Origin of the sequence: Hungatella effluvii (assembly GCF_003201875.1) — a bacterium.
GTDB classification, from domain to species: Bacteria; Bacillota; Clostridia; order Lachnospirales; family Lachnospiraceae; genus Hungatella; species Hungatella effluvii.
In genome coordinates, this window is sequence record NZ_QJKD01000011.1 from 34312 (window position 1) to 54415 (window position 20104).

The window sequence follows — 20104 nt, forward strand, 5'->3', positions numbered from 1 at the left end:
CATCTTTTAAGACCAATGCCCAGATTATGAATGAACCTTTTGCGCTGCCGCAGTCCATAAGCTTTAAGGCTTATGCCGATGTACTGCAAAGCTATGATATGATAAAATATGCGGTTAATTCATTGACCATTGCCGTGGTGGCGACTGGCGTTTCACTCCTCATATTTTCTATGGGGGCTTACGTAATAGCCCGGTATGATTTCCCAGGAAAGAAGTTGTTTTATATTCTTTTTACACTGACTATGTTGGTGCCGGCCCATACGAAAGCTCAGCCGATCTTTAGTCTGGTAACCGGTTTAAATTTGTATGATACGAAGTCGGCACTGATGTTAGTCTATATTTCCAGTGGAATGGCAATGTCTATATTTATCCTCAAATCGGCATTTATGTCGGTGCCAAAGGAGTTAAGTGAGTCGGCGGAGATCGACGGAGCAGGATTCTTTCGGATTTTCTGGCAGATTAATCTCCCTCTTGCGAAAACCGGTCTTTCTACTGCCGGTATCCTGATGTTTCTGGGAAATTGGAATGAATATTTCTATGCCATGCTTTTGACCACCTCTCCAAATAATCGTACACTGCCCTTGGCTCTTGCGTTTTTTAATGATGCATTTTCTTATGATTATACAAAAATGTTTGCGGCATTGACGATAGCCGTACTTCCAGGTATTATCATATATATGTTTCTTCAGGAAAATATTCAAGCCAGCTTTGCATCTTCCGGTGTGAAGGGATAGGGGGATTAAAAGATGAGTAATGGAAAAAATGTAATATGGTTTTTGGTAGACCAGATGAGGGCGGATGCCATGTCCTGTAATGGAGATCCCAACATCAATACGCCTAATTTGGATCTATTGTCGGCTCAAGGAATCAATTTCGAACGTGCTGTAAGTGGTTGCCCGCTTTGCGCGCCGTTTCGTGGAAGTCTTCTGACAGGGCAGTATGTACATAAAAGTACAGTCCCAGGTCATGATTACTCATTGGATCCCTCGATGCCTACAGTGGCCACGGTGTTTAATCAGGAGGGCTACGATACCATTTACTTCGGGAAATGGCATTTAGATGGGGATACCCCCAGGAAAGGGACGAATACAGATCCCAAAAAGCAAATTGTGGCAAGAGACCGAAGAGGTGATTTTGGAACCTGGATCGGTTATGAAAATAATAATAGTCAGTTTGAATGCTGGGTGCATGGACATGATAAAGATCGGGAAATCCCTCTGTCCCGCCTTATGGATTTTGAAACAAATGCTCTAAGCAATATGGTAATAGATAAAATTAGGTATTATGGAGAACAGAAAAAAAATGGACAGGCTAAGCCATTTTTCCTGGTTCTGAGTGTGCAGCCGCCTCACGATCCATATACGGCCCCTGCTGCCAATATGGCTCATTTTAATGGTCAGAACCTAAAGCTCAGGCCCAATGTGCCGCCTTATGAATCAGTACTTATGACGGCAAGAAGGGAGCTGGCCGGGTATTATGCGTTAATTGAAAATATAGATGAAAATCTGGGTAGAATCCGGCAGGTTTTAAAAGAAGAAGAGCTGGATCTGGATACTCACATTGTCTTTTTTAGCGATCATGGAGATATGCACGGTTCTCATGGGATGTTTAGGAAGACGAATCCCTATGAGGAGTCTGTTCGTATTCCGTTCATAATTGGTGGAGAAGTCCCTATGGGATATTATGGAAGAGGATGCGGACGCTCAAAAAGCCTGGTAAACCATGTGGATATTGCTCCTACTACACTGGGACTCTGTGATATTGAAAAACCGGATTGGATGCCAGGGTATGATTACTCATATGAACGGCTTCCTGGTTTGAGAAAGCCATCAGGACCTGTCCCGGAGGAAGCCTATTTACAATCTGTCATACCAACACGGCATGATCACAGCATTGATAAACCATATAGGGGGATTGTAACAAGGGATGGTTATAAATACGTATGTTTTGAGGATCATGACTGGTTGATGTTTGATTTAAACCAGGATCCCTATGAGCTGGTGAATCTTTCTAATTGTCCTCTTTCTGTAAAAAAACGGGTGGAACTGAATGAAAAACTGGTGAGATGGGTACGAGAGACGGGAGACTGTTTCCGTGTACCTGTGCCTGAATACGTCACATTTCCGACAGAATATATCACTTACCCGGAAAAACGAAAGTGAAGGAAAGATAGGATGAATGATATAAAAAAAGCATGGTGGAAGGAAGCCGTTGTTTATCAGATATATCCGCGTAGTTTCCAGGATTCCAATGGAGATGGAATTGGTGATTTGAAAGGAATCGAGAGAAGGCTTGGCTATTTAAAAAAACTTGGGGCAGATGTTCTTTGGCTGTGTCCTGTTTATGATTCGCCTAATGATGATAACGGATATGATATTCGGGATTACCAGAAGATTATGGAAGAAGCCGGTACGATGAAAGCGTTTGATGAACTGCTCGCAGCAGCCCATTCTATGGGAATGAAAATCATCATGGACCTGGTAGTGAACCATAGCTCAGACGAACATAGATGGTTTCAGGAGAGCCGAAAGTCTAAAAACAATCCATACCGTAATTATTATATATGGCGGGAGGCGAAGGAAGGGTCGTATCCAAATACATGGAGAAGTAATTTCGGCGGCTCTGCCTGGGAATACGATGAGGAGACAGGGGAATACTATCTGCATCTATTCAGCAGAAAACAACCGGACTTAAACTGGGATTACGAGCCGCTGCGCCAGGAAATCTATGGGATGATGCGATGGTGGCTCGATAAGGGAATTGATGGTTTCCGTATGGATGTGATCAGTTATATTTCAAAGGATCCAGCGGCGCTTACTGACAGGAACCAGCCGGAAAAAACTACGGCTGCTAATGGACCACATGTCCATGAGTATTTGAGGGAGATGTACCGGGAAGTTCTTTCGGGATATGAAGTGATGACTGTAGGAGAAACTCCTGATGTGACAGTGATGCAGGCAAGGAAATATGCCGGTTTCGATTCAAAGGAACTGCAGATGGTGTTCCAGTTCCAGCTAATGGATGTGGATGGTGGAGAAACAGACCGGTGGGGAATTCCTTCCTTCTGCCTGAATGATATTCGAAAGGTAATGGATCGCTGGCAGACGGGACTGGATGGAAAGGCATGGAATTCTCTTTTTTGGAACAATCACGATCAGCCAAGAGTCGTTTCAAGATTTGGCGATGATTCTACAGAATTTTATCGTAAAAAATCAGCCAAAATGTTGGGAGTCTGTCTTCAAATGATGCAGGGAACGCCTTATATCTATCAGGGGGAGGAATTAGGAATGACCAATGTGACCTTTGATAAGATTGAGGATTATCGGGATATTGATACGATTAATGCCTATAAAGAATATACGGGAGCAGGCACTGCTCCGGAGATAATGCTGAAACGTATCAGATACAGGAGCCGAGATAATGCAAGGACTCCTATGCAATGGGACGATAGTCCTAATGCAGGATTTACAAACAGTACACCATGGATCGGAGTCAATCCGGCTTATACATATATCAACGCTAAGGAAGCCTTGGCTGATCCCGACTCAATTTTCTATTTTTATCAGGCTTTAATTCGTTTGAGAAAACAGTATGAAATTATTGTCTATGGTTCCTATGAGCCTCTGGATCAGGAAAATCCTTCTGTTTATTCATACAAGCGCAGGCTGGGGAAAGAGGAACTATGGGTTTTCTGTAACTTTACGAGGGAAGAGCAAAAGATACCGGTAGCTCGGCTGCAGCAACAGAGCCAGCTGCTGCTTGCTAATTATGAGAAACCTTACTCTGAAAGCTTGCGGGCCTATGAAGCAAGGATTTACCGAATAGCACACGGAAGTATAACTCATCCTTGCAAGACAAAAAATAAGAAGTGTTTAACTTGACACCCAATGGGAATTGTAATAAAATTAACGATAAGGAGTATATAGATTAGAGGATAAAGGAGAAAATATTATGTTAACAAAAACACTTACTGTTGTAAACCCATCCGGACTTCATTTAAGACCAGCGGGAGTTCTTTCCCAGACAGCCATGAAGTTTAAATGCGACATCATCATCGAGTGCGGTGAGAAGAGAATTGTTGCAAAGAGCGTATTAAATGTTATGGCAGCAGGCATCAAGTGCGGTACAGAGATCAACTTAATCTGTGACGGTGAGGATGAAGAAGAGGCTATGAAGAGCATGAGCGAAGCGATCGAAAGCGGACTCGGCGAGATGTAATGGACAAGTTTCAATAAGTGAATGATATGCAGAAGCTGGCGGAAAGGAAGTGATTCTTTTCCGCCAATTTATGTTATAGTTCTGACGTGGGATAGGGGAAGGGACATGGCAAAATTAATCATAATCAGAGGCAATTCGGGAAGCGGAAAAACGACTGTGGCCAGGGCGCTGCAGCGCAGATTTGGAGATCACAGCATGCTTATTTCCCAGGACATGGTCCGCCGGGAAATTCTTCATGTAAAGGGCGAAAAGAATACGCTGGCTCTGCCGCTTATGCAGGAACTCCTGGCATATGGCCGAGAACACTGTGAGATAACGATTCTGGAGGGAATCTTAAGTTCCCAGCGGTATGAGCCGTTGTTCGATTCTGCAAAGATGCTGTTTGGAGACGAGGTTTTTGCCTACTACTATGACCTGCCTTTTGAGGTTACCCTGTTACGCCATCAGACGAAGGGCAGCAGGGAAGAATTTGGGGAAAGCGACATGCGTGCCTGGTGGAGAGAGAAAGATTACCTGAAAAATATATCTGAAAATGCATTGACGGCGGAAATGAGCCTGGAGGAAACGATCGAGCGGATTTATCGCGATGTGACGATGGCTTGAGGCGACGAAATTTCAGTAAATTGAGAAATATTGGATGAGGATCAATCTCATGCAAAAATACCGCTGAATTGTTAAGTAAACACAGGATTAAGAACAAAAATGAGACAAATAAAAGGCCCATACACATAAATTGTCAAATAAACTGACAACTCCCGTGAAAAAAGGGGTTTACAAATGGAAACGGATGTAGTATTATCTAAAAAAGTTGAAGCATAGGCAGAGGCTGGCAGAAGCCGGAGATGCCATGGTAATAAAATAGTATTATAAATATGGAACACAGGCCCGACGACGAGCATAGAAAGCCGCGGGTCTGTGTTTTTTTACAGCCAGAAAGGAATAAAATTATGGTAAAAAATTCAAAATCCCCCACACCAAGGAAAACGCCGGAATTATATGATTCCAGGTTTGAGCATGACAACTGCGGAATCGGAGCAGTTGCCAACATGAAAGGCGTAAAGAGCCATAAGACGGTGGAGCAGGCCCTTCATATCGTCGAGAATCTGGAGCACCGCGCCGGTAAGGACGCGGAAGGAAAGACAGGCGACGGAGTCGGCATCATGCTCCAGATTTCACACAAATTCTTTAGGAAGGTGACGAAATCCCTGGGTATTGAGATTGGAGGCGAGAGAGAATATGGAGTCGGCATGTTCTTCTTTCCCCAGGATGAGCTTGCCAGAAACCAGGCGAAGAAGATGTTTGAAATCATTGTAAAAAAGGAGGGTCTGGAGTTTCTGGGCTGGAGAGATGTGGAGACGCATCCGGAGCTGATCGGAGAGAGGGCGGTGGAATGTATGCCCTGTATCGCCCAGGGCTTCGTGAAGAAGCCGGCCGACACGGAAAAGGGACTGGATTTTGACCGGAAGCTTTACGTGTCACGCCGCGTATTTGAGCAGAGCAACGACAATACATACGTGGTATCGCTGAGCAGCCGTACGATCGTATACAAGGGAATGTTCCTGGTGAAGGAGCTGCGCAGATTTTTCCCTGACTTACAGGATAAGGACTACGAGTCGGCCATTGCCGTGGTACACTCCCGGTTCAGCACCAACACGAATCCAAGCTGGATGAGAGCGCATCCCAACCGCCTCATCGTTCACAACGGAGAGATCAACACCATCCGCGGCAATGTGGATAAGATGATGGCGCGGGAAGAAACCATGGAATCGAAGTATTTTAAGTACGATATGCACAAGGTGCTTCCGATCATCAATCAGGAAGGCTCCGATTCTGCCATGCTGGACAATGCTCTGGAATTTATGGTGATGAGCGGTATGGAGCTCCCTCTGGCTGTCATGGTGACGATCCCGGCTCCATGGGCCCATGATAAATCCATGCCTCAGGAGATCAAGGATTTTTACAGCTACTACGCGACTATGATGGAACCGTGGGACGGCCCGGCCTCCATCGTATTTTCCGACGGCGACCTCGTCGGCGCGGTTTTAGATAGAAATGGGCTGCGGCCTTCCAGATATTACATCACGGATGACGATCAGATGATCCTGGCCTCAGAGGTGGGAGCCATCGACACAGAGCAGAATCACGTAGTGAGAAAGGAGCGTCTCCGTCCCGGGAAAATGCTCCTGATCGACACGGTAAAAGGATGCCTTGTGTCAGACAGTGAACTAAAAGAGATGTATGCGTCTAGACAGCCCTACGGCGAATGGCTGGATTCCAACTTAATCGAACTGAAAGATTTACCGATTCCCAACAAGGGAGTTGCGGGCATGAGCGCGGAGCAGCGCTCCAGGCTCCAGAAAGCCTATGGCTACACCTACGAGGAATACAAGACGATGATTCTTCCCATGGCCTTAAACGGGGCTGAGGCGGTATCCGCTATGGGAGCCGACAGTCCGCTGGCAGTCTTAAGCAGAAAGCATCAGCCGTTGTTTAATTACTTTAAGCAGATGTTTGCACAGGTGACAAACCCGCCGATTGACGCCATCAGAGAGGAGATCGTGACTTCGACCGCCGTGTATGTCGGTGAAGAGGGAAATATTCTGGAGGAAACAGCGGAGAACTGCAAGATTTTAAAGGTTAACAATCCAATTTTAACGTGTACGGACTTGATGAAGATCAAATACATGAAGAGGCCCGGTTTCCAGGTGGAGGTCATTCCGATCACATATTATAAGAATACTTCTCTGGAAAAGGCAATCGACAGGCTGTTTCTGGAGGTGGACCGGGCACACCGGGACGGAGCGAATATTATCATCCTTTCCGACCGTGACATCGATGAGAACCACGTGCCGATTCCTTCGCTTCTGGCGGTATCCGCTCTGCAGCAGCATCTGGTGAAGACGAAGAAGCGCACCTCTGTGGCTCTGATCCTGGAGAGCGGAGAACCCAGAGAGGTACACCATTTCGCCGCGCTGCTGGGATATGGAGCCTGCGCGGTCAACCCATATCTGGCGCAGGAATCCATCCGGGCGCTGATTGAAAGCGGGATGCTTTATAAGGACTATTACGCAGCGGTGGAAGACTATAACAGCGCGGTGCTCCATGGAATCGTTAAGATTGCCTCCAAGATGGGTATTTCCACGATCCAGTCGTACCAGGGAGCGCAGATCTTCGAGGCCATCGGCATTTCAAAGAGCGTGGTGGAAAAGTATTTTACCGATACGGTGAGCCGGATCGGAGGCATTACGCTGGACGATATCGCAAATGATGTGGATACGCTTCACTCCATGGCCTTCGATCCCCTCGGTCTCGATGTGGATTTAACGCTGGAGAGCGTCGGAAGCCACAAGGCCAGGGCTGGACAGGAAGAACATCTCTATAATCCGCTGACCATCCACCTGCTCCAGGAGGCGGCCAGAACGGGAAGCTATGAGACGTTTAAGCAGTATACACATGCGCTGAATGAAGAAGGCCAGATGGTGAATTTAAGGAGCCTGATCGACTTCGATTATACGAAGCGGAAGGCGGTTCCCATCGACGAGGTGGAAAGCGTGGAATCCATTGTGAAACGGTTTAAGACAGGGGCCATGTCCTACGGCTCCATCTCCGGGGAAGCTCATGAGACGCTGGCTGTCGCCATGAACCGGATCCACGGCAAATCCAACAGCGGAGAGGGCGGGGAGAGTCTGGAGCGTTTGACTCCCGGAGCCGACGGGCTGAACCGGTGCTCCGCAATCAAGCAGGTGGCCTCCGGGCGGTTCGGCGTTACCTCGCGCTACCTGGTGAGCGCCAAAGAGATACAGATCAAGATGGCCCAGGGAGCGAAGCCCGGGGAGGGCGGCCAGCTTCCCGGAGGCAAGGTATATCCGTGGGTGGCAAAGACGCGGCATTCCACAACGGGCGTTGGTCTGATATCGCCGCCGCCTCACCACGATATCTACTCCATCGAGGACCTGGCACAGCTGATCTATGACTTGAAAAATTCCAACACAGAGGCCAGAATCTCGGTGAAGCTGGTATCCGAGGCTGGAGTCGGTACCGTCGCGGCAGGCGTCGCCAAGGCGGGAGCACAGGTGATCCTGATCTCCTCCTTTGACGGCGGTACGGGAGCGGCGCCGAGAAATTCCATCTACAATGCAGGACTTCCTTGGGAGCTGGGGGTGGCGGAAGCACACCAGACCCTGATTATGAACGGCCTCCGCGATAAGGTGATCCTGGAGACTGACGGCAAGCTGATGACAGGCCGTGATGTGGCGATTGCCTGTATGCTGGGCGCGGAGGAGTTCGGATTTGCGACAGCTCCCCTTGTAACCATGGGATGTGTGATGATGCGGGTCTGCAATCTGGATACGTGCCCGGTGGGGATTGCGACGCAGAATCCGGAGCTTCGGAAGCGTTTTAAGGGGAAACCGGAATACGTGGTCAATTTCATGTATTTCATTGCACAGGAGCTGCGGGAATATATGGCGAAGCTTGGAATCCGCACAGTGGATGAACTGGTGGGACGTACCGATCTGTTGAAAAAGAAGGAGCATATTTCTTCGAAAAGGGCGGATAAGGTGGATCTCTCAGCTATTCTTGGCAATCCGTATGCCGATAAAAAGCTGGCCGGCTATAACCACAAATCGGTCTACGACTTCGAACTGGGAAAGACCATCGATGAAAAGATCCTGCTGAAGAAATTGAGACCGGCATTGGTAAACGGGCAGAAGAAGAGCATTCAGATCGATGTTTCCAACACGGACCGTGCGCTGGGAACCATATTTGGATCCGAGATCACGAGACTGTACCCGGAGGGACTTCCGGAGGACACGTATACCGTAAACTGCACGGGAAGCGGCGGCCAGAGCTTTGGTGCATTTATCCCGAAAGGGCTTACGCTGGAGCTGGTGGGAGACAGCAACGATTACTTCGGAAAGGGTTTGTCCGGAGGAAAGCTGGTGGTCTATCCGCCGAAGGGCGTGACCTTTAAAGCCGAGGAAAACATCATTATCGGCAATGTGGCCCTTTACGGGGCGACCAGTGGTAAGGCGTTTATCTGCGGCGTGGCCGGTGAACGGTTCTGCGTGAGAAATTCCGGTGCTACCGCGGTGGTGGAAGGCGTGGGAGACCACGGATGCGAGTATATGACCGGAGGCCGTGTCGTCCTGCTGGGACCGACTGGAAAGAATTTTGCGGCGGGCATGAGCGGCGGAATCGCCTATGTTCTGGACGAGAAACGGGATTTGTATAAGAGACTGAATAAAGAGATGGTTTCCTTTGAGGAAGTGACGAATAAATACGATGTTCTGGAGCTGAAGGAAATGATAAAGGAACATGTGGCTTACACCAATTCGGAAAGAGGAAAAGAGATTCTCGACAACTTTGGTGAGTATCTGCCGAAATTCAAGAAGATCATGCCTCACGATTACCGCCGTATGATGAACACTATCGTCCAGATGGAGGAGAAAGGCTTAAGCAGCGAACAGGCACAGATTGAAGCATTTTATGCGAATACGAAGAAGTAAGCCGCGAGGAGGAAAAGCATGGGAAAGCCAACAGGATTTTTAGAATATGACAGAGAGACAGGAAGGGCGGCAGATCCCAAAAGCCGGATTAAGCATTATGACGAATTCCATCTTCCGCTCTCGGAAAAAGAACAGAAATGCCAGGGGGCCCGCTGTATGGACTGCGGCGTGCCGTTCTGCCAGTCGGGAATGATGATGGGGGGAATGGTTTCAGGCTGCCCCTTAAACAATCTGATCCCGGAGTGGAACGATCTGGTCTATACAGGAACATGGGAACAGGCCTATAACCGCTTAAAAAAGACCAACAGTTTTCCGGAGTTCACCTCCCGGGTATGCCCCGCGCCATGTGAGGCGGCCTGTACCTGCGGATTAAACGGAACTCCGGTTGCCATCAAGGAAAATGAGGGAGCCATTATACGGCGGGCCTATGAGACGGGGATTGCCGGCCCGAACCCGCCGAAGATCAGAACCGGGAAACGGGTGGCAGTCATCGGCTCCGGCCCGGCCGGTTTAGCGGCCGCGGACCAGTTAAATAAGCGGGGCCACAGCGTGACGGTTTTCGAGCGGGAAGACCGCGTCGGAGGCTTGCTGATGTACGGTATTCCCAATATGAAGCTGGAAAAATGGGTGATCGACCGCAAGGTGGATGTAATGAAAGAGGAAGGAATCTCTTTTGTCACGGGAGCTGATGTGGGGAAGAACCACAAGGCAAAGGACATCTTAAAGGATTTTGACCGCGTGATACTGGCCTGCGGCGCGTCTAATCCCCGCGACATTCAGGTGCCGGGAAGAGATTCGGAGGGAATTTATTTTGCAGTGGATTTCCTTAAATCCACTACGAAGAGCCTGCTGAATTCCAACTTAAAGGATCAGTCGTACCTGTCAGCCAAAGGAAAGCACGTGATCGTCATCGGAGGCGGCGATACGGGAAATGACTGTGTGGGAACCGCCATACGCCATAGCTGCGCATCGGTTCTTCAGCTGGAAATGATGCCGAAGCTTCCGGATAAGAGAATGCCCGACAACAGCTGGCCGGAATGGCCCCGTGTCGCAAAGACGGATTACGGCCAGGAGGAGGCCATCGCCGTGTTTGGCTCCGATCCGAGAATGTATCAGGCTACGGTGAAGGAGTTCGTTAAGGATAAGAACGGCAGAGTGGCAAAAGCCGTGCTCCTGTCACTGGAGCCGAAAAAGGATGAAAAAACGGGTCGGATCACGATGGAACCGGTGGCTGGAAGCGAGAAGGAGGTCGCAGCCGATCTGGTATTGATTGCCGCCGGATTTTTAGGGAGCCAGAGCTATGTGGCGGATGCCTTCGGCGTGAAGCTGAACGCAAGGACCAATGTGGAGACTGAGGCCGGAAAGTATAAGACGAACGCCCGGCATGTGTTTACCGCGGGAGATATGCGGAGAGGCCAGTCGCTGGTGGTCTGGGCGATCCGGGAAGGGAGAGAAGCGGCGAAGGAGGTTGATGAGAGCTTGATGGGGTATACGCTGCTGGAGTAAATGGCGAGGGGGTACGCCGCCGCCTCGCCGGGAAGCCGCGGGCGGGAAGGGGAAGGTGGGATACGGTTTTTCCATTTCTTCGGTGGCTGGAACTAAAGCGGAAAACGAAAAAAGGAGGGCAGCCCGCGCAAACTACGGAGAACCCCTGAAGGGCTTCTCCTCCGTGTGCACTTGAAAGCTTGGCTTGGAGGCCAACTTTCACTGCCCTCCTTTTTCCGTTTTCCACTTAAGTTCCAGCGAACCTCTGAAAAACAAAACCGTATCCCACCTTCCCCTTCCCACCCACAGCTTCCCGGCGGGGCGGCGGCTGTGTACTGGCGGCCGGGAGGGAGAGAGTACCGAAATAGAGGCGGCGGGGGAAAGTGGGATTACCAGGTGGCGCGGTGGAGTTTGGCTGGATCCCAAGGGGCGGCTTTTTCGGGTGAGGTGGCTGAGGGCGCGGGGTGACCAAGGGCTATGACGGTGATGGGGGATACCTTGGGTGGGAGGTTTAGGGTCTGTGTCAGCAGCTTTTGCCATGGGGAGTGGGGGAGAACTCCGCACCAGACTGCACCAAGGGCAAGGCTGTGGGCGCAGAGAAGAATGTTCTGGGTGGCGGCGGCACAGGCTTCGCAGAGAAAAACGTTAGTTCCTTCTATATTATGGTCGCCGCAGACAACGATTCCACAGGCGGCTTCGGCCAGCATGCGGGCGTTGGGATTGGCGGCGGAGAGTTCGGTGAGAAGGTTCCGGTCTTCCAGGAGAAGGAAGTGCCAGGGCCTTTTGTTTTTTGCGCTGGGGGCACACATTCCGGCGTACAGGAGCGTGTTTAGGACATCAGGGGTTATGGGAGCATCCGTGTAATGGCGTACGCTTGTACGGGTTTTAACTGCGGTGATGGTGTCCATGGCGCATGGGGAAAGAGAGGGGCCGGGAACGGCCGGGGCGCCGGACGGCTGGGCCTGGGCGTCGAGGGACATTGTGACAGAGACAGGCAGGGGAAGGCCGCAAAAACCGAGGGATTTTTGCAGGACTTTGTCGATAAGCATAATGTAACAGCCGCTGCCGCGGGAGAGGAGCCTGCTCCGGTAAGGGATTCCGTTGATGGTTCCCTGTACGTAAATGGTGCCTTTGGGCTGATGGAAAATCTCTCTGGCAGAGAACGGCAGGGGCAGATAAGTGAGTCTGCCGGCGGTGTCTTTGAGGATTTCTGCAGGGAAGGTTTGCATAATGTTCTCCTTATTAATAAGTATCCGGTTTTTGACTGGCAAAAACCGGATAGGTGAAATGGTTATTTTATTGGTTCAGGGCGTGGTATGCGCGAAGCAGGGCTTCAGGACTGCCGCTGCGGATTGCCGGGATGAGCTGTTTAAGCTGGTCGTGAGGTAAATCCCACCAGCGGACCGCCTCCAGCTGGGTGATGATGTCCTGGCTGTAACGCTTCCTGATTGATTTTGCCGGGATCCCGCCTACGATGGTATAGGGTTCCACGTCTTTTGTTACGACGGCTCTCGTTCCGATGATCGCTCCGTCGCCGATTTTGACGCCGGACATGATGACAGCCTCGTAACCGATCCAGACATCATTTCCAATGACGATATCACCCTTGTTATCCCATGATTCCGCGACTTCCGAGATGGGAGTGCCCCATTCCTCGAAGAATAAGGGGAACGGATACGTGGACAGGGACGTCATCGTGTGGTTCGCACTTGTAAATACAAATTTGGCTCCGCAGGCAATGGAACAGAATCTTCCGATGACCAGGCGGTCTCTGTTGATCGGGTAGTGGTAGAGTACGTTGTTCTTTTCGAAATCGACAGGGTCGTTTACGAAATCGTTGTACATCGTATAGGCACCGACGGAAATATTGGGATCTTTGACGACCGCGTTTAAATAGACGGTCTGCCGGTCTCCTGTTCTTGGATATATGGTTTGTGCCGGAATAGACATTGTGATTCCTCCTTTATGGATCTGATGTTTTGGTGTCCCTCTGCTATTCCGGCCGCTGCAATGCATCGTTTCATCTGTGTGGACAGCCTCCTTTTCTTTTGCAGCCTGCTCTAGTATCAGGCAATGCTTTCCTTTATTTTAAGCGATGAGGGGGGATCTGTCAAATCCATGTTGGGGGAAAATAATAGCGGGAAATCTTTATTTTTCTAAAGATTTCCCGCTATTATTTTCCGGCCTTTATGCCGGTAAAACGCGGTCTGCGGTATGAAACGAGTGGAGCTTATACGTTGAAACGGAACAGAACAACGTCCCCGTCTTTTACGACGTATTCTTTTCCTTCCATTCTGACAAGGCCTTTTTCTTTGGCGGCCGTATAGGTGCCGCAGTCGAGAAGATCCTGGTAGTTTACAACCTCGGCCTTGATGAAGCCGCGCTCGAAATCGGAGTGGATCTTGCCGGCGGCCTGAGGCGCCTTGGTTCCTACTTTAATGGTCCAGGCTCTCGTCTCTGTGGGGCCTGCTGTTAAATAGCTGATGAGGCCTAAGAGGTGGTAGCTGGCGGCGATCAGTTTTTCGAGACCGGATTCCGTGAGGCCTAAGTCCTCTAAGAACATCTTGCGCTCGTCTTCCTCCAGTTCGGCGATCTCCTGCTCGATCTGGGCACAGATGACGAAGACTTCGCTGCCGTTTTCTGCGGCGAAGCCGCGGACTTCCTTTACGTATTCATTGGAAGCGCCGTCGTCGGCCAGGTCGTCTTCGCTTACGTTGGCAGCGAAGATAACCGGCTTGTAGGTGAGAAGATTTAAGGAGGAAACGAATTCCTGAGCATCGTCATCTTCAAACTCCATGCTGCGGGCCAGCTTGCCATCCTCTAAGTGAGCCTTCACTGCTTTTAAGATCTCCAGCTCTTTTGCGAGAGATTTGTCGTTAAAGGCACTCTTTGCCGTCTTGGAGATTCGTCTCTCCAGAATCTCTAAATCGGAGAAGATAAGCTCCAAATCGATGGTTTCAATATCTCTTAAAGGATTCACGCTGCCATCCACATGGATGACATTGCCGTCCTCGAAGCAGCGGACAACGTGTACGATGGCGTCTACTTCTCTGATGTTGGAAAGGAACTGGTTCCCAAGACCTTCACCCTTGGAAGCGCCTTTCACGAGTCCTGCGATGTCCACGAATTCAATGACTGCGGGCGTGATCTTTGCTGAGTCATAGAGCGCAGCCAGCTTTCCGAGACGTACATCCGGCACGGGAACCACGCCTACGTTTGGATCGATCGTACAGAACGGATAGTTGGCCGATTCTGCGCCGGCCTTTGTAAGAGAGTTGAATAATGTGCTTTTACCCACATTCGGCAGTCCGACAATACCTAATTTCATAATTCATTACCTTCCTCTATATTTTATTAAGCATTTTTAAGGTTGATTTTTTCCTGCAACTAATATAGAATAGCATATTATCCATAAAAATAAAAGAGTCAAACTGAACTCGCGCCTGTTTTTGTCGAATTATGGTCGAATATGTCGGGCGAATCTGTTTGATTTTTGGCATATCACGGGGTAAAATAAAGAAAACACGAAAGGAGAAAACAATGGCAAATACGGCAGATATTAGTTTTGTGCATTTGGGTATTACGATTGACCACTTGCAGAACAGTATCTCGATATTTGGATTCCGCATAGCGTTTTACGGGATTATCATAGGAATTGGAATACTGGCTGGTCTCTGGGTTGCGACGAGCGACGCGAAAAGGAGGGGACAGGACCCGGATATTTATCTGGATTTTGCTCTGTATGGAATTATCTTTTCTATTATAGGAGCTCGTATCTATTACGTCATTTTTGACTGGGAGAATTACAGGGACAACCTGATTTCAATTTTTAACTTAAGGGCAGGCGGACTGGCCATATACGGCGGCGTGATTGCCGCGGTCATAACGCTGACTGTTTATACAAGGAAGAAAAAGCTTTCTTTCTTTTCAATGGCTGACAGCGGCTGCCTTGGACTGATAACCGGACAGATTATAGGAAGATGGGGAAACTTCTTTAACTGTGAGGCGTTTGGCGGATACACGGACAGCCTTTTTGCCATGAGAATCAGAAGAGCGCTGGTCAACGAGAGCATGATATCTCAGGACCTATTAAACCACCTGATCGTGAAGGACGGTGTCGAGTATATACAGGTGCATCCGACCTTTCTCTATGAATCAGTCTGGAACTTAGGCGTGTTAGTGTTCATGCTATGGTATCGCAAACGTAAGAAGTTTAATGGGGAAATGCTTCTTATTTACCTGCTGGGATATGGTCTGGGGAGAGTCTGGATCGAAGGGCTCAGGACGGACCAGCTTATATTCTTTAACACAGGAATTGCAGTATCTCAGGCATTGTCATTGGTATTAGTAGTGATATCAGCTTTGGTGCTCATCTGGAAACACAGACAGATACGATTAAAGAGCAAAGGAGAAGACTGATATGATTTCAAAAGAAGAGTTGATCAATAAGATTGAAGAGGCAAGAGATAAATTAAACAGAAGTATAGACACCGAGCAGGACAGCAGCACTGTTTATAAGAGAAGTGTAGAGCTGGATCAACTGATAGAACAATATATAGTAGCCGGGTATTAGGGATACGGCATATCTGGAGGCGGTAACGAAACCATTCGTTGCCGCCTTATTTTTTTATTCTTTTTTAGAAAATTTCCTTGCTATTTCCTTACAAATGTACTAAAATTAATCTACAAGTGGTGGAAAGTGGTACAAAGTGGTAGAGAATGGAGGAAGAGTGGTGTAAACTCTCTCTCTGACGTACAAGCAGGTGATTAGTATGTTCATGGGCGAATACAATCATACAGTCGATGCAAAAGGGCGCTTGATCGTCCCATCGAAGTTCAGAGAACAGCTTGGTGAAGAGTTCGTCGTGACGAAGGGCTTGGATGGCTGTTTATTTGTGTATGATAACGAAGAATGGAAAGCCCTCGAAGAAAAATTGAAAAGCCTGCCGCTGACCAACACAAACGCCAGAAAGTTTAACAGATTCTTTCTGGCAGGTGCATCTTCCTGTGAAGTGGACAAGCAGGGAAGAATTCTTCTTCCGGCTGTGCTCCGTGAATTCGCAGGCATCGAAAAAGATGCAGTGCTTGTGGGTGTAGGAAGCCGCATTGAAATCTGGAGCAAGGATGCGTGGACAGCAGCCAATACATACGATGATATGGAAGAAATCGCTGAGAATATGGAAGGACTTGGAATATGATGTTTGAACACAAGTCAGTGCTGCTTTACGAAACCATTGACAGCCTGAATGTAAAACCAGATGGAATTTATGTGGATGGAACGCTTGGGGGCGGCGGACATGCTCTGGAAGTATGCAGACGCCTCGGGGAATACGGAAGATTAATCGGAATTGACCAGGATGCAGACGCCATCGCGGCGGCATCGGAACGGCTTCGTGACTATGAAGACAGAGTTACGATCGTGAGAAGCAATTACGAAGAGATACAATCGGTACTAAAGGATTTAGGAATCGAAAAGGCAGACGGTATTTATCTGGACCTTGGAGTATCCTCCTATCAGCTGGACACACCGGAACGGGGATTCACCTACCGGGAAGACGACGCTCCGCTGGATATGAGGATGGATCAGAGAAACACACAGACGGCCGCCGATATTGTGAATACGTACAGCGAGTTTGATTTATACAGAATTATCCGTGACTACGGAGAGGACAAGTTCGCAAAGAATATCGCAAAGCATATCGTGAGGGCCAGAGAGACAAAACGGATTGAGACAACAGGAGAATTGACAGAGATTATTAAGGAAGCGGTTCCTGCGAAAGTTCGCGCAGTGGGCGGCCATCCTTCGAAGAAGACGTTCCAGGCGATTCGGATTGAACTGAATCAGGAGCTGGAGGTCTTAAATAATTCTATTGATACGATGATCGACTTATTGAAACCGGGTGGAAGGCTGGCTGTTATCACCTTTCATTCGCTGGAAGACCGAATCGTAAAGATTCGCTTCCGCAATAATGAGAATCCCTGTACCTGTCCGCCGGATTTTCCAGTCTGTGTCTGCGGCAAAGTCAGCAAAGGCCGGGTAATCACCAGAAAACCCATTGTACCGTCAGAAGAAGAGATTGAAGGGAACAAGAGATCGAAGAGTTCGAAACTTCGAGTATTTGAGCGGATTTAAAAAGGGAGGAAAAGAGCATGGCTGCTAGAAAGAATGTGCATTCTTACCGTAGTGCTGCCTACGTACAGGGGAATACTGTCCGTAAGCTGGAACCAAAGCGCGTACCGGTAAGACGTTCACCAGATGAAGTACGCCGTCCGGCAGTGAACCATAAAGTCAGACGGAATCGTGAAAAAGCCTTACAGATGGATTTGCCTTATGTTATTATGCTGACCATCGCAGCAGTCTGTACGCTCTATTTATGTGTAAATTATCTCCATCTTCAGTCTTCTATCACGACGAGAATTCATACGATCGAGAGCCTGGAGTCGGAGCTGGAAACGTTAAAGACTGAAAACGATGCCCTGCAGACGAATATTAATACTTCCGTTGATTTGGATCATGTGTACAAAGTTGCTACAGAGGAACTTGGCATGGTCTACGCTAATAAGAATCAGATTCTTCAGTATGATAAGACGGAAAGTGAGTATGTAAGGCAGAATGAAGACATCCCGAAACACTAACAGGCAGAAAAATAGAAAAACCAAGATATTTCCAAGATACATGCAGGAAAAGCTGGCGATTACCGTCCTGGTAGTTACGCTGGCTTTGTTTGCATTGGTTATGGTCCTGTATGATTTAATGACCAACAAAAAGGATGATTTTAATCAGATTGTGCTGTCGCAGCAGGAGTACGACAGCCGCACCATACCATTCCGACGGGGCGATATTCTGGACCGCAACGGAACGTATCTGGCGACGAGTGAAAAAGTGTATAATCTGATCCTGGATCCCAAGCAGATTATGTCGGATTCCAACGCCTACTTAGAGGCCTCTGTGAACGCTCTGGTAGACTGTTTCGGTTATGACCGGACGGAGATGATGAATCTGATCAACGAGAAAAAGGACAAGTACTATATCCGTTACGCCAAGCAGCTGACTTACGACCAGAAAGAAAACTTCGAGAATTATAAGGAAGAAAAACGGGAAGAGTTTAAGAAGGCTGGAGACGGAAAGGGCATCCGCGGCATCTGGTTCGAGGATGAGTATAAGAGAATCTACCCGTATAACTCCGTGGGATGCAATGTGATCGGCTTTGCCAGAGACGACGGCATGGATGGAAGCGGCGGCATTGAGCAGTATTATAACTCCACGCTGATGGGAACCAACGGCAGGGAGTATGGCTATTTAAATGACGACTCCAACCTGGAGCGTGTGATCAAGCCGGCATCCAACGGCAATACGGTCGTATCCACCATCGATACAAACGTTCAGAAGATCGTTGAGAAATATATCACGGAGTGGGAGCAGGAGGTCGGAAGCAAGCGGGTGGGCGTCATCGTCATGGATCCCAATAATGGCGAAGTCCTGGCCATGGCCAATGATAAGACCTTTGATTTAAACAATCCGAGGCAGCTCCGCCCGGAGTATACCGATGATGTAGTGAAGCAGCTGGGCATTCAGGAAGCCATAGACGACTACCACAGAAAGAATAAGGACGCGGAGCCTCTGACGGAGGCCAACGTTTACGCCCACTATTCCAATGATGAGATCATGTCCTTTGGAAAACAGGTGGCGTGGAATCAGACGTGGCGTAATTTCTGCATCAGCGACGGCTTCGAGCCCGGTTCTACCGCTAAGATATTCACCGTGGCGGCGGGCCTGGAGGAAGGCTCCATCAACGGTAATGAGACGTATACGTGTAACGGAAAGCTGGAGATCGGCGGATGGCCGATCAGCTGTGTAAACCGGTACGGTCACGGCGATCTGACGGTGGAGCAGGGCCTTATGAAATCGTGCAACGTCGTTATGATGCACATTGCCCAGAAAGTAGGAAAACAGAAATTCTATAAATACCAGCAGCAGTTTGGCTTCGGTTCCAAAACCGGAATCGATCTTCCTGGTGAGGCGGACAACAAGACGCTTATGTACAACGCGGAGACGGCCGATCCGGCTTCCCTCGCAACCAATGCCTTCGGTCAGAACTTTAACTGTTCCATGATCCAGATGGCGGCGGCGTACTGCTCCGTCATAAACGGCGGCTCCTACTACGAGCCCCATGTGGTGAAACAGATCTTAAACGAGCAGGGGTCTATCGTGAAGAAGATGGATCCGGTTCTGGTCCGCGAGACTGTTTCGGAATCCACCACGAAGTTTATTAACGAAGCGCTCTATAAGACGGTAAACGCCCAGGGCGGTACCGGCTCTGCCGCTAAGGTAGAGGGTTATAAAATCGCGGGTAAAACAGGAACGGCCGAGAAGGTCGGACGTGACAAGAAAAACTACGTCGTATCCTTCTGTGGCTATGCACCCGCCGATAATCCGCAGGTTCTCGTATATGTGGTAGTGGACGAGCCGCACGTAGAGGAACAGGCTCACAGTACGTATGCAAGCAAAATCTTTCAGAAGATTATGACTGAGATTCTTCCTTATTTAAATATATTCCCGGATACAGATATCACGCCGTCACTTCCGGAAGGCGGACAGGCAGAACTGCCTTCAGAGGAAGGGATCAGCAGCTCCACAGAGGGTTCCACGGAAGAAGGAACAGAGGAGAGCACGGAAGTGGGAACACTGGAAAACGGAGAGACGATTCCGCCGGAGGCTCTCGATCCTTCGGAAGAAGCGGTAATCGGTCCGAGCGAGGAGGAAGGCTACGGTCTGCCGGGTGCGCTGCCTGGACAGACGAATCCGGCACGGATCCCGACGACCGCCTCCTCGTCCACAGAAGCTTCCGAAACGGAGACAAAGGAAGAATAAAAGCGCAGGAATTTCATATACT

General features: G+C 49.1%; 16 protein-coding genes. 13 read left to right on the forward strand and 3 right to left on the reverse strand.

The annotated features are described in order from the left end of the window. Positions 1–26 precede the first annotated feature (26 nt). The 7 genes from DFR60_RS19415 (at position 27) to DFR60_RS19445 (ending at position 11231) form a co-directional block, all read left to right on the forward strand. Positions 27–734: a carbohydrate ABC transporter permease gene (locus DFR60_RS19415; protein WP_341457983.1), complete on the forward strand. Its 708-nt coding sequence runs from the start codon at positions 27–29 to the stop codon at positions 732–734. Positions 735–746: 12 nt separating this feature from the next. Further along, positions 747–2162 carry a sulfatase family protein gene (locus tag DFR60_RS19420; RefSeq protein ID WP_110324382.1) on the forward strand — a complete coding sequence of 472 codons (1416 nt, stop codon included), beginning with the start codon at positions 747–749 and terminating at the stop codon, positions 2160–2162. Positions 2163–2174: 12 nt separating this feature from the next. Continuing rightward, positions 2175–3881 carry a glycoside hydrolase family 13 protein gene (locus DFR60_RS19425; RefSeq protein WP_110324383.1) on the forward strand — a complete coding sequence of 569 codons (1707 nt, stop codon included), beginning with the start codon at positions 2175–2177 and terminating at the stop codon, positions 3879–3881. 70 nt (positions 3882–3951) lie between these two features. After that, positions 3952–4218: an HPr family phosphocarrier protein gene (locus tag DFR60_RS19430; RefSeq protein WP_002603381.1), complete on the forward strand. Its 267-nt coding sequence runs from the start codon at positions 3952–3954 to the stop codon at positions 4216–4218. Positions 4219–4323: 105 nt separating this feature from the next. After that, complete coding sequence (locus DFR60_RS19435; protein ID WP_110324384.1) at positions 4324–4821, forward strand: kinase; 498 nt, start codon at positions 4324–4326, stop codon at positions 4819–4821. Positions 4822–5165: 344 nt separating this feature from the next. Continuing rightward, entirely contained in the window at positions 5166–9725 is a 4560-nt protein-coding gene (gene gltB, locus DFR60_RS19440; RefSeq protein WP_110324385.1) for a glutamate synthase large subunit, read from the forward strand. A gap of 18 nt (positions 9726–9743) precedes the next feature. Beyond that, positions 9744–11231 (forward strand): glutamate synthase subunit beta, encoded by a 1488-nt coding sequence (locus DFR60_RS19445; RefSeq protein WP_110324386.1) that lies wholly within the window; start codon positions 9744–9746, stop codon positions 11229–11231. 368 nt (positions 11232–11599) lie between these two features. Here the strand turns inward: DFR60_RS19445 and DFR60_RS19450 are convergent, their stop codons facing one another. The 3 genes from DFR60_RS19450 to ychF all read right to left on the reverse strand — a co-directional run bounded on the left by DFR60_RS19450 (position 11600) and on the right by ychF (position 14538). Beyond that, on the reverse strand, positions 11600–12439 hold the full coding sequence (locus tag DFR60_RS19450) for a nitroreductase family protein (RefSeq protein WP_110324387.1): 840 nt from the start codon (positions 12437–12439) through the stop codon (positions 11600–11602). A gap of 67 nt (positions 12440–12506) precedes the next feature. Continuing rightward, a complete protein-coding gene (locus tag DFR60_RS19455) occupies positions 12507–13160 on the reverse strand; it encodes a CatB-related O-acetyltransferase (RefSeq protein ID WP_110324388.1) in 654 nt (217 codons plus the stop codon). Between the two features lie 280 nt (positions 13161–13440). Next, on the reverse strand, positions 13441–14538 hold the full coding sequence (gene ychF / locus DFR60_RS19460; RefSeq protein ID WP_110324389.1) for a redox-regulated ATPase YchF: 1098 nt from the start codon (positions 14536–14538) through the stop codon (positions 13441–13443). A gap of 212 nt (positions 14539–14750) precedes the next feature. Between ychF and lgt the strand changes: the two genes are divergently transcribed. The 6 genes from lgt to DFR60_RS19490 all read left to right on the forward strand — a co-directional run bounded on the left by lgt (position 14751) and on the right by DFR60_RS19490 (position 20082). Then, positions 14751–15629, forward strand: coding sequence for a prolipoprotein diacylglyceryl transferase (gene lgt / locus DFR60_RS19465; RefSeq protein WP_110324390.1), 879 nt, complete (start codon positions 14751–14753; stop codon positions 15627–15629). A gap of 1 nt (position 15630) precedes the next feature. Further along, positions 15631–15783, forward strand: a complete 153-nt coding sequence (locus DFR60_RS19470; protein WP_110324391.1) for an aspartyl-phosphate phosphatase Spo0E family protein — start codon at positions 15631–15633, stop codon at positions 15781–15783. Positions 15784–15982: 199 nt separating this feature from the next. Then, positions 15983–16408: a division/cell wall cluster transcriptional repressor MraZ gene (gene mraZ / locus DFR60_RS19475; protein ID WP_002603390.1), complete on the forward strand. Its 426-nt coding sequence runs from the start codon at positions 15983–15985 to the stop codon at positions 16406–16408. Beyond that, positions 16405–17343 (forward strand): 16S rRNA (cytosine(1402)-N(4))-methyltransferase RsmH, encoded by a 939-nt coding sequence (gene rsmH, locus DFR60_RS19480; RefSeq protein WP_110324392.1) that lies wholly within the window; start codon positions 16405–16407, stop codon positions 17341–17343. Before mraZ ends, rsmH begins: the two co-directional genes overlap by 4 nt. Positions 17344–17360: 17 nt before the next feature. Next, the gene (locus DFR60_RS19485) at positions 17361–17846 is read left to right on the forward strand and encodes an FtsB/FtsL family cell division protein (protein WP_110324393.1); all 486 of its coding nucleotides are present in this window, start codon (positions 17361–17363) and stop codon (positions 17844–17846) included. Then, the gene (locus DFR60_RS19490; RefSeq protein WP_110324394.1) at positions 17824–20082 is read left to right on the forward strand and encodes a peptidoglycan D,D-transpeptidase FtsI family protein; all 2259 of its coding nucleotides are present in this window, start codon (positions 17824–17826) and stop codon (positions 20080–20082) included. Before DFR60_RS19485 ends, DFR60_RS19490 begins: the two co-directional genes overlap by 23 nt. Positions 20083–20104: the final 22 nt, after the last annotated feature.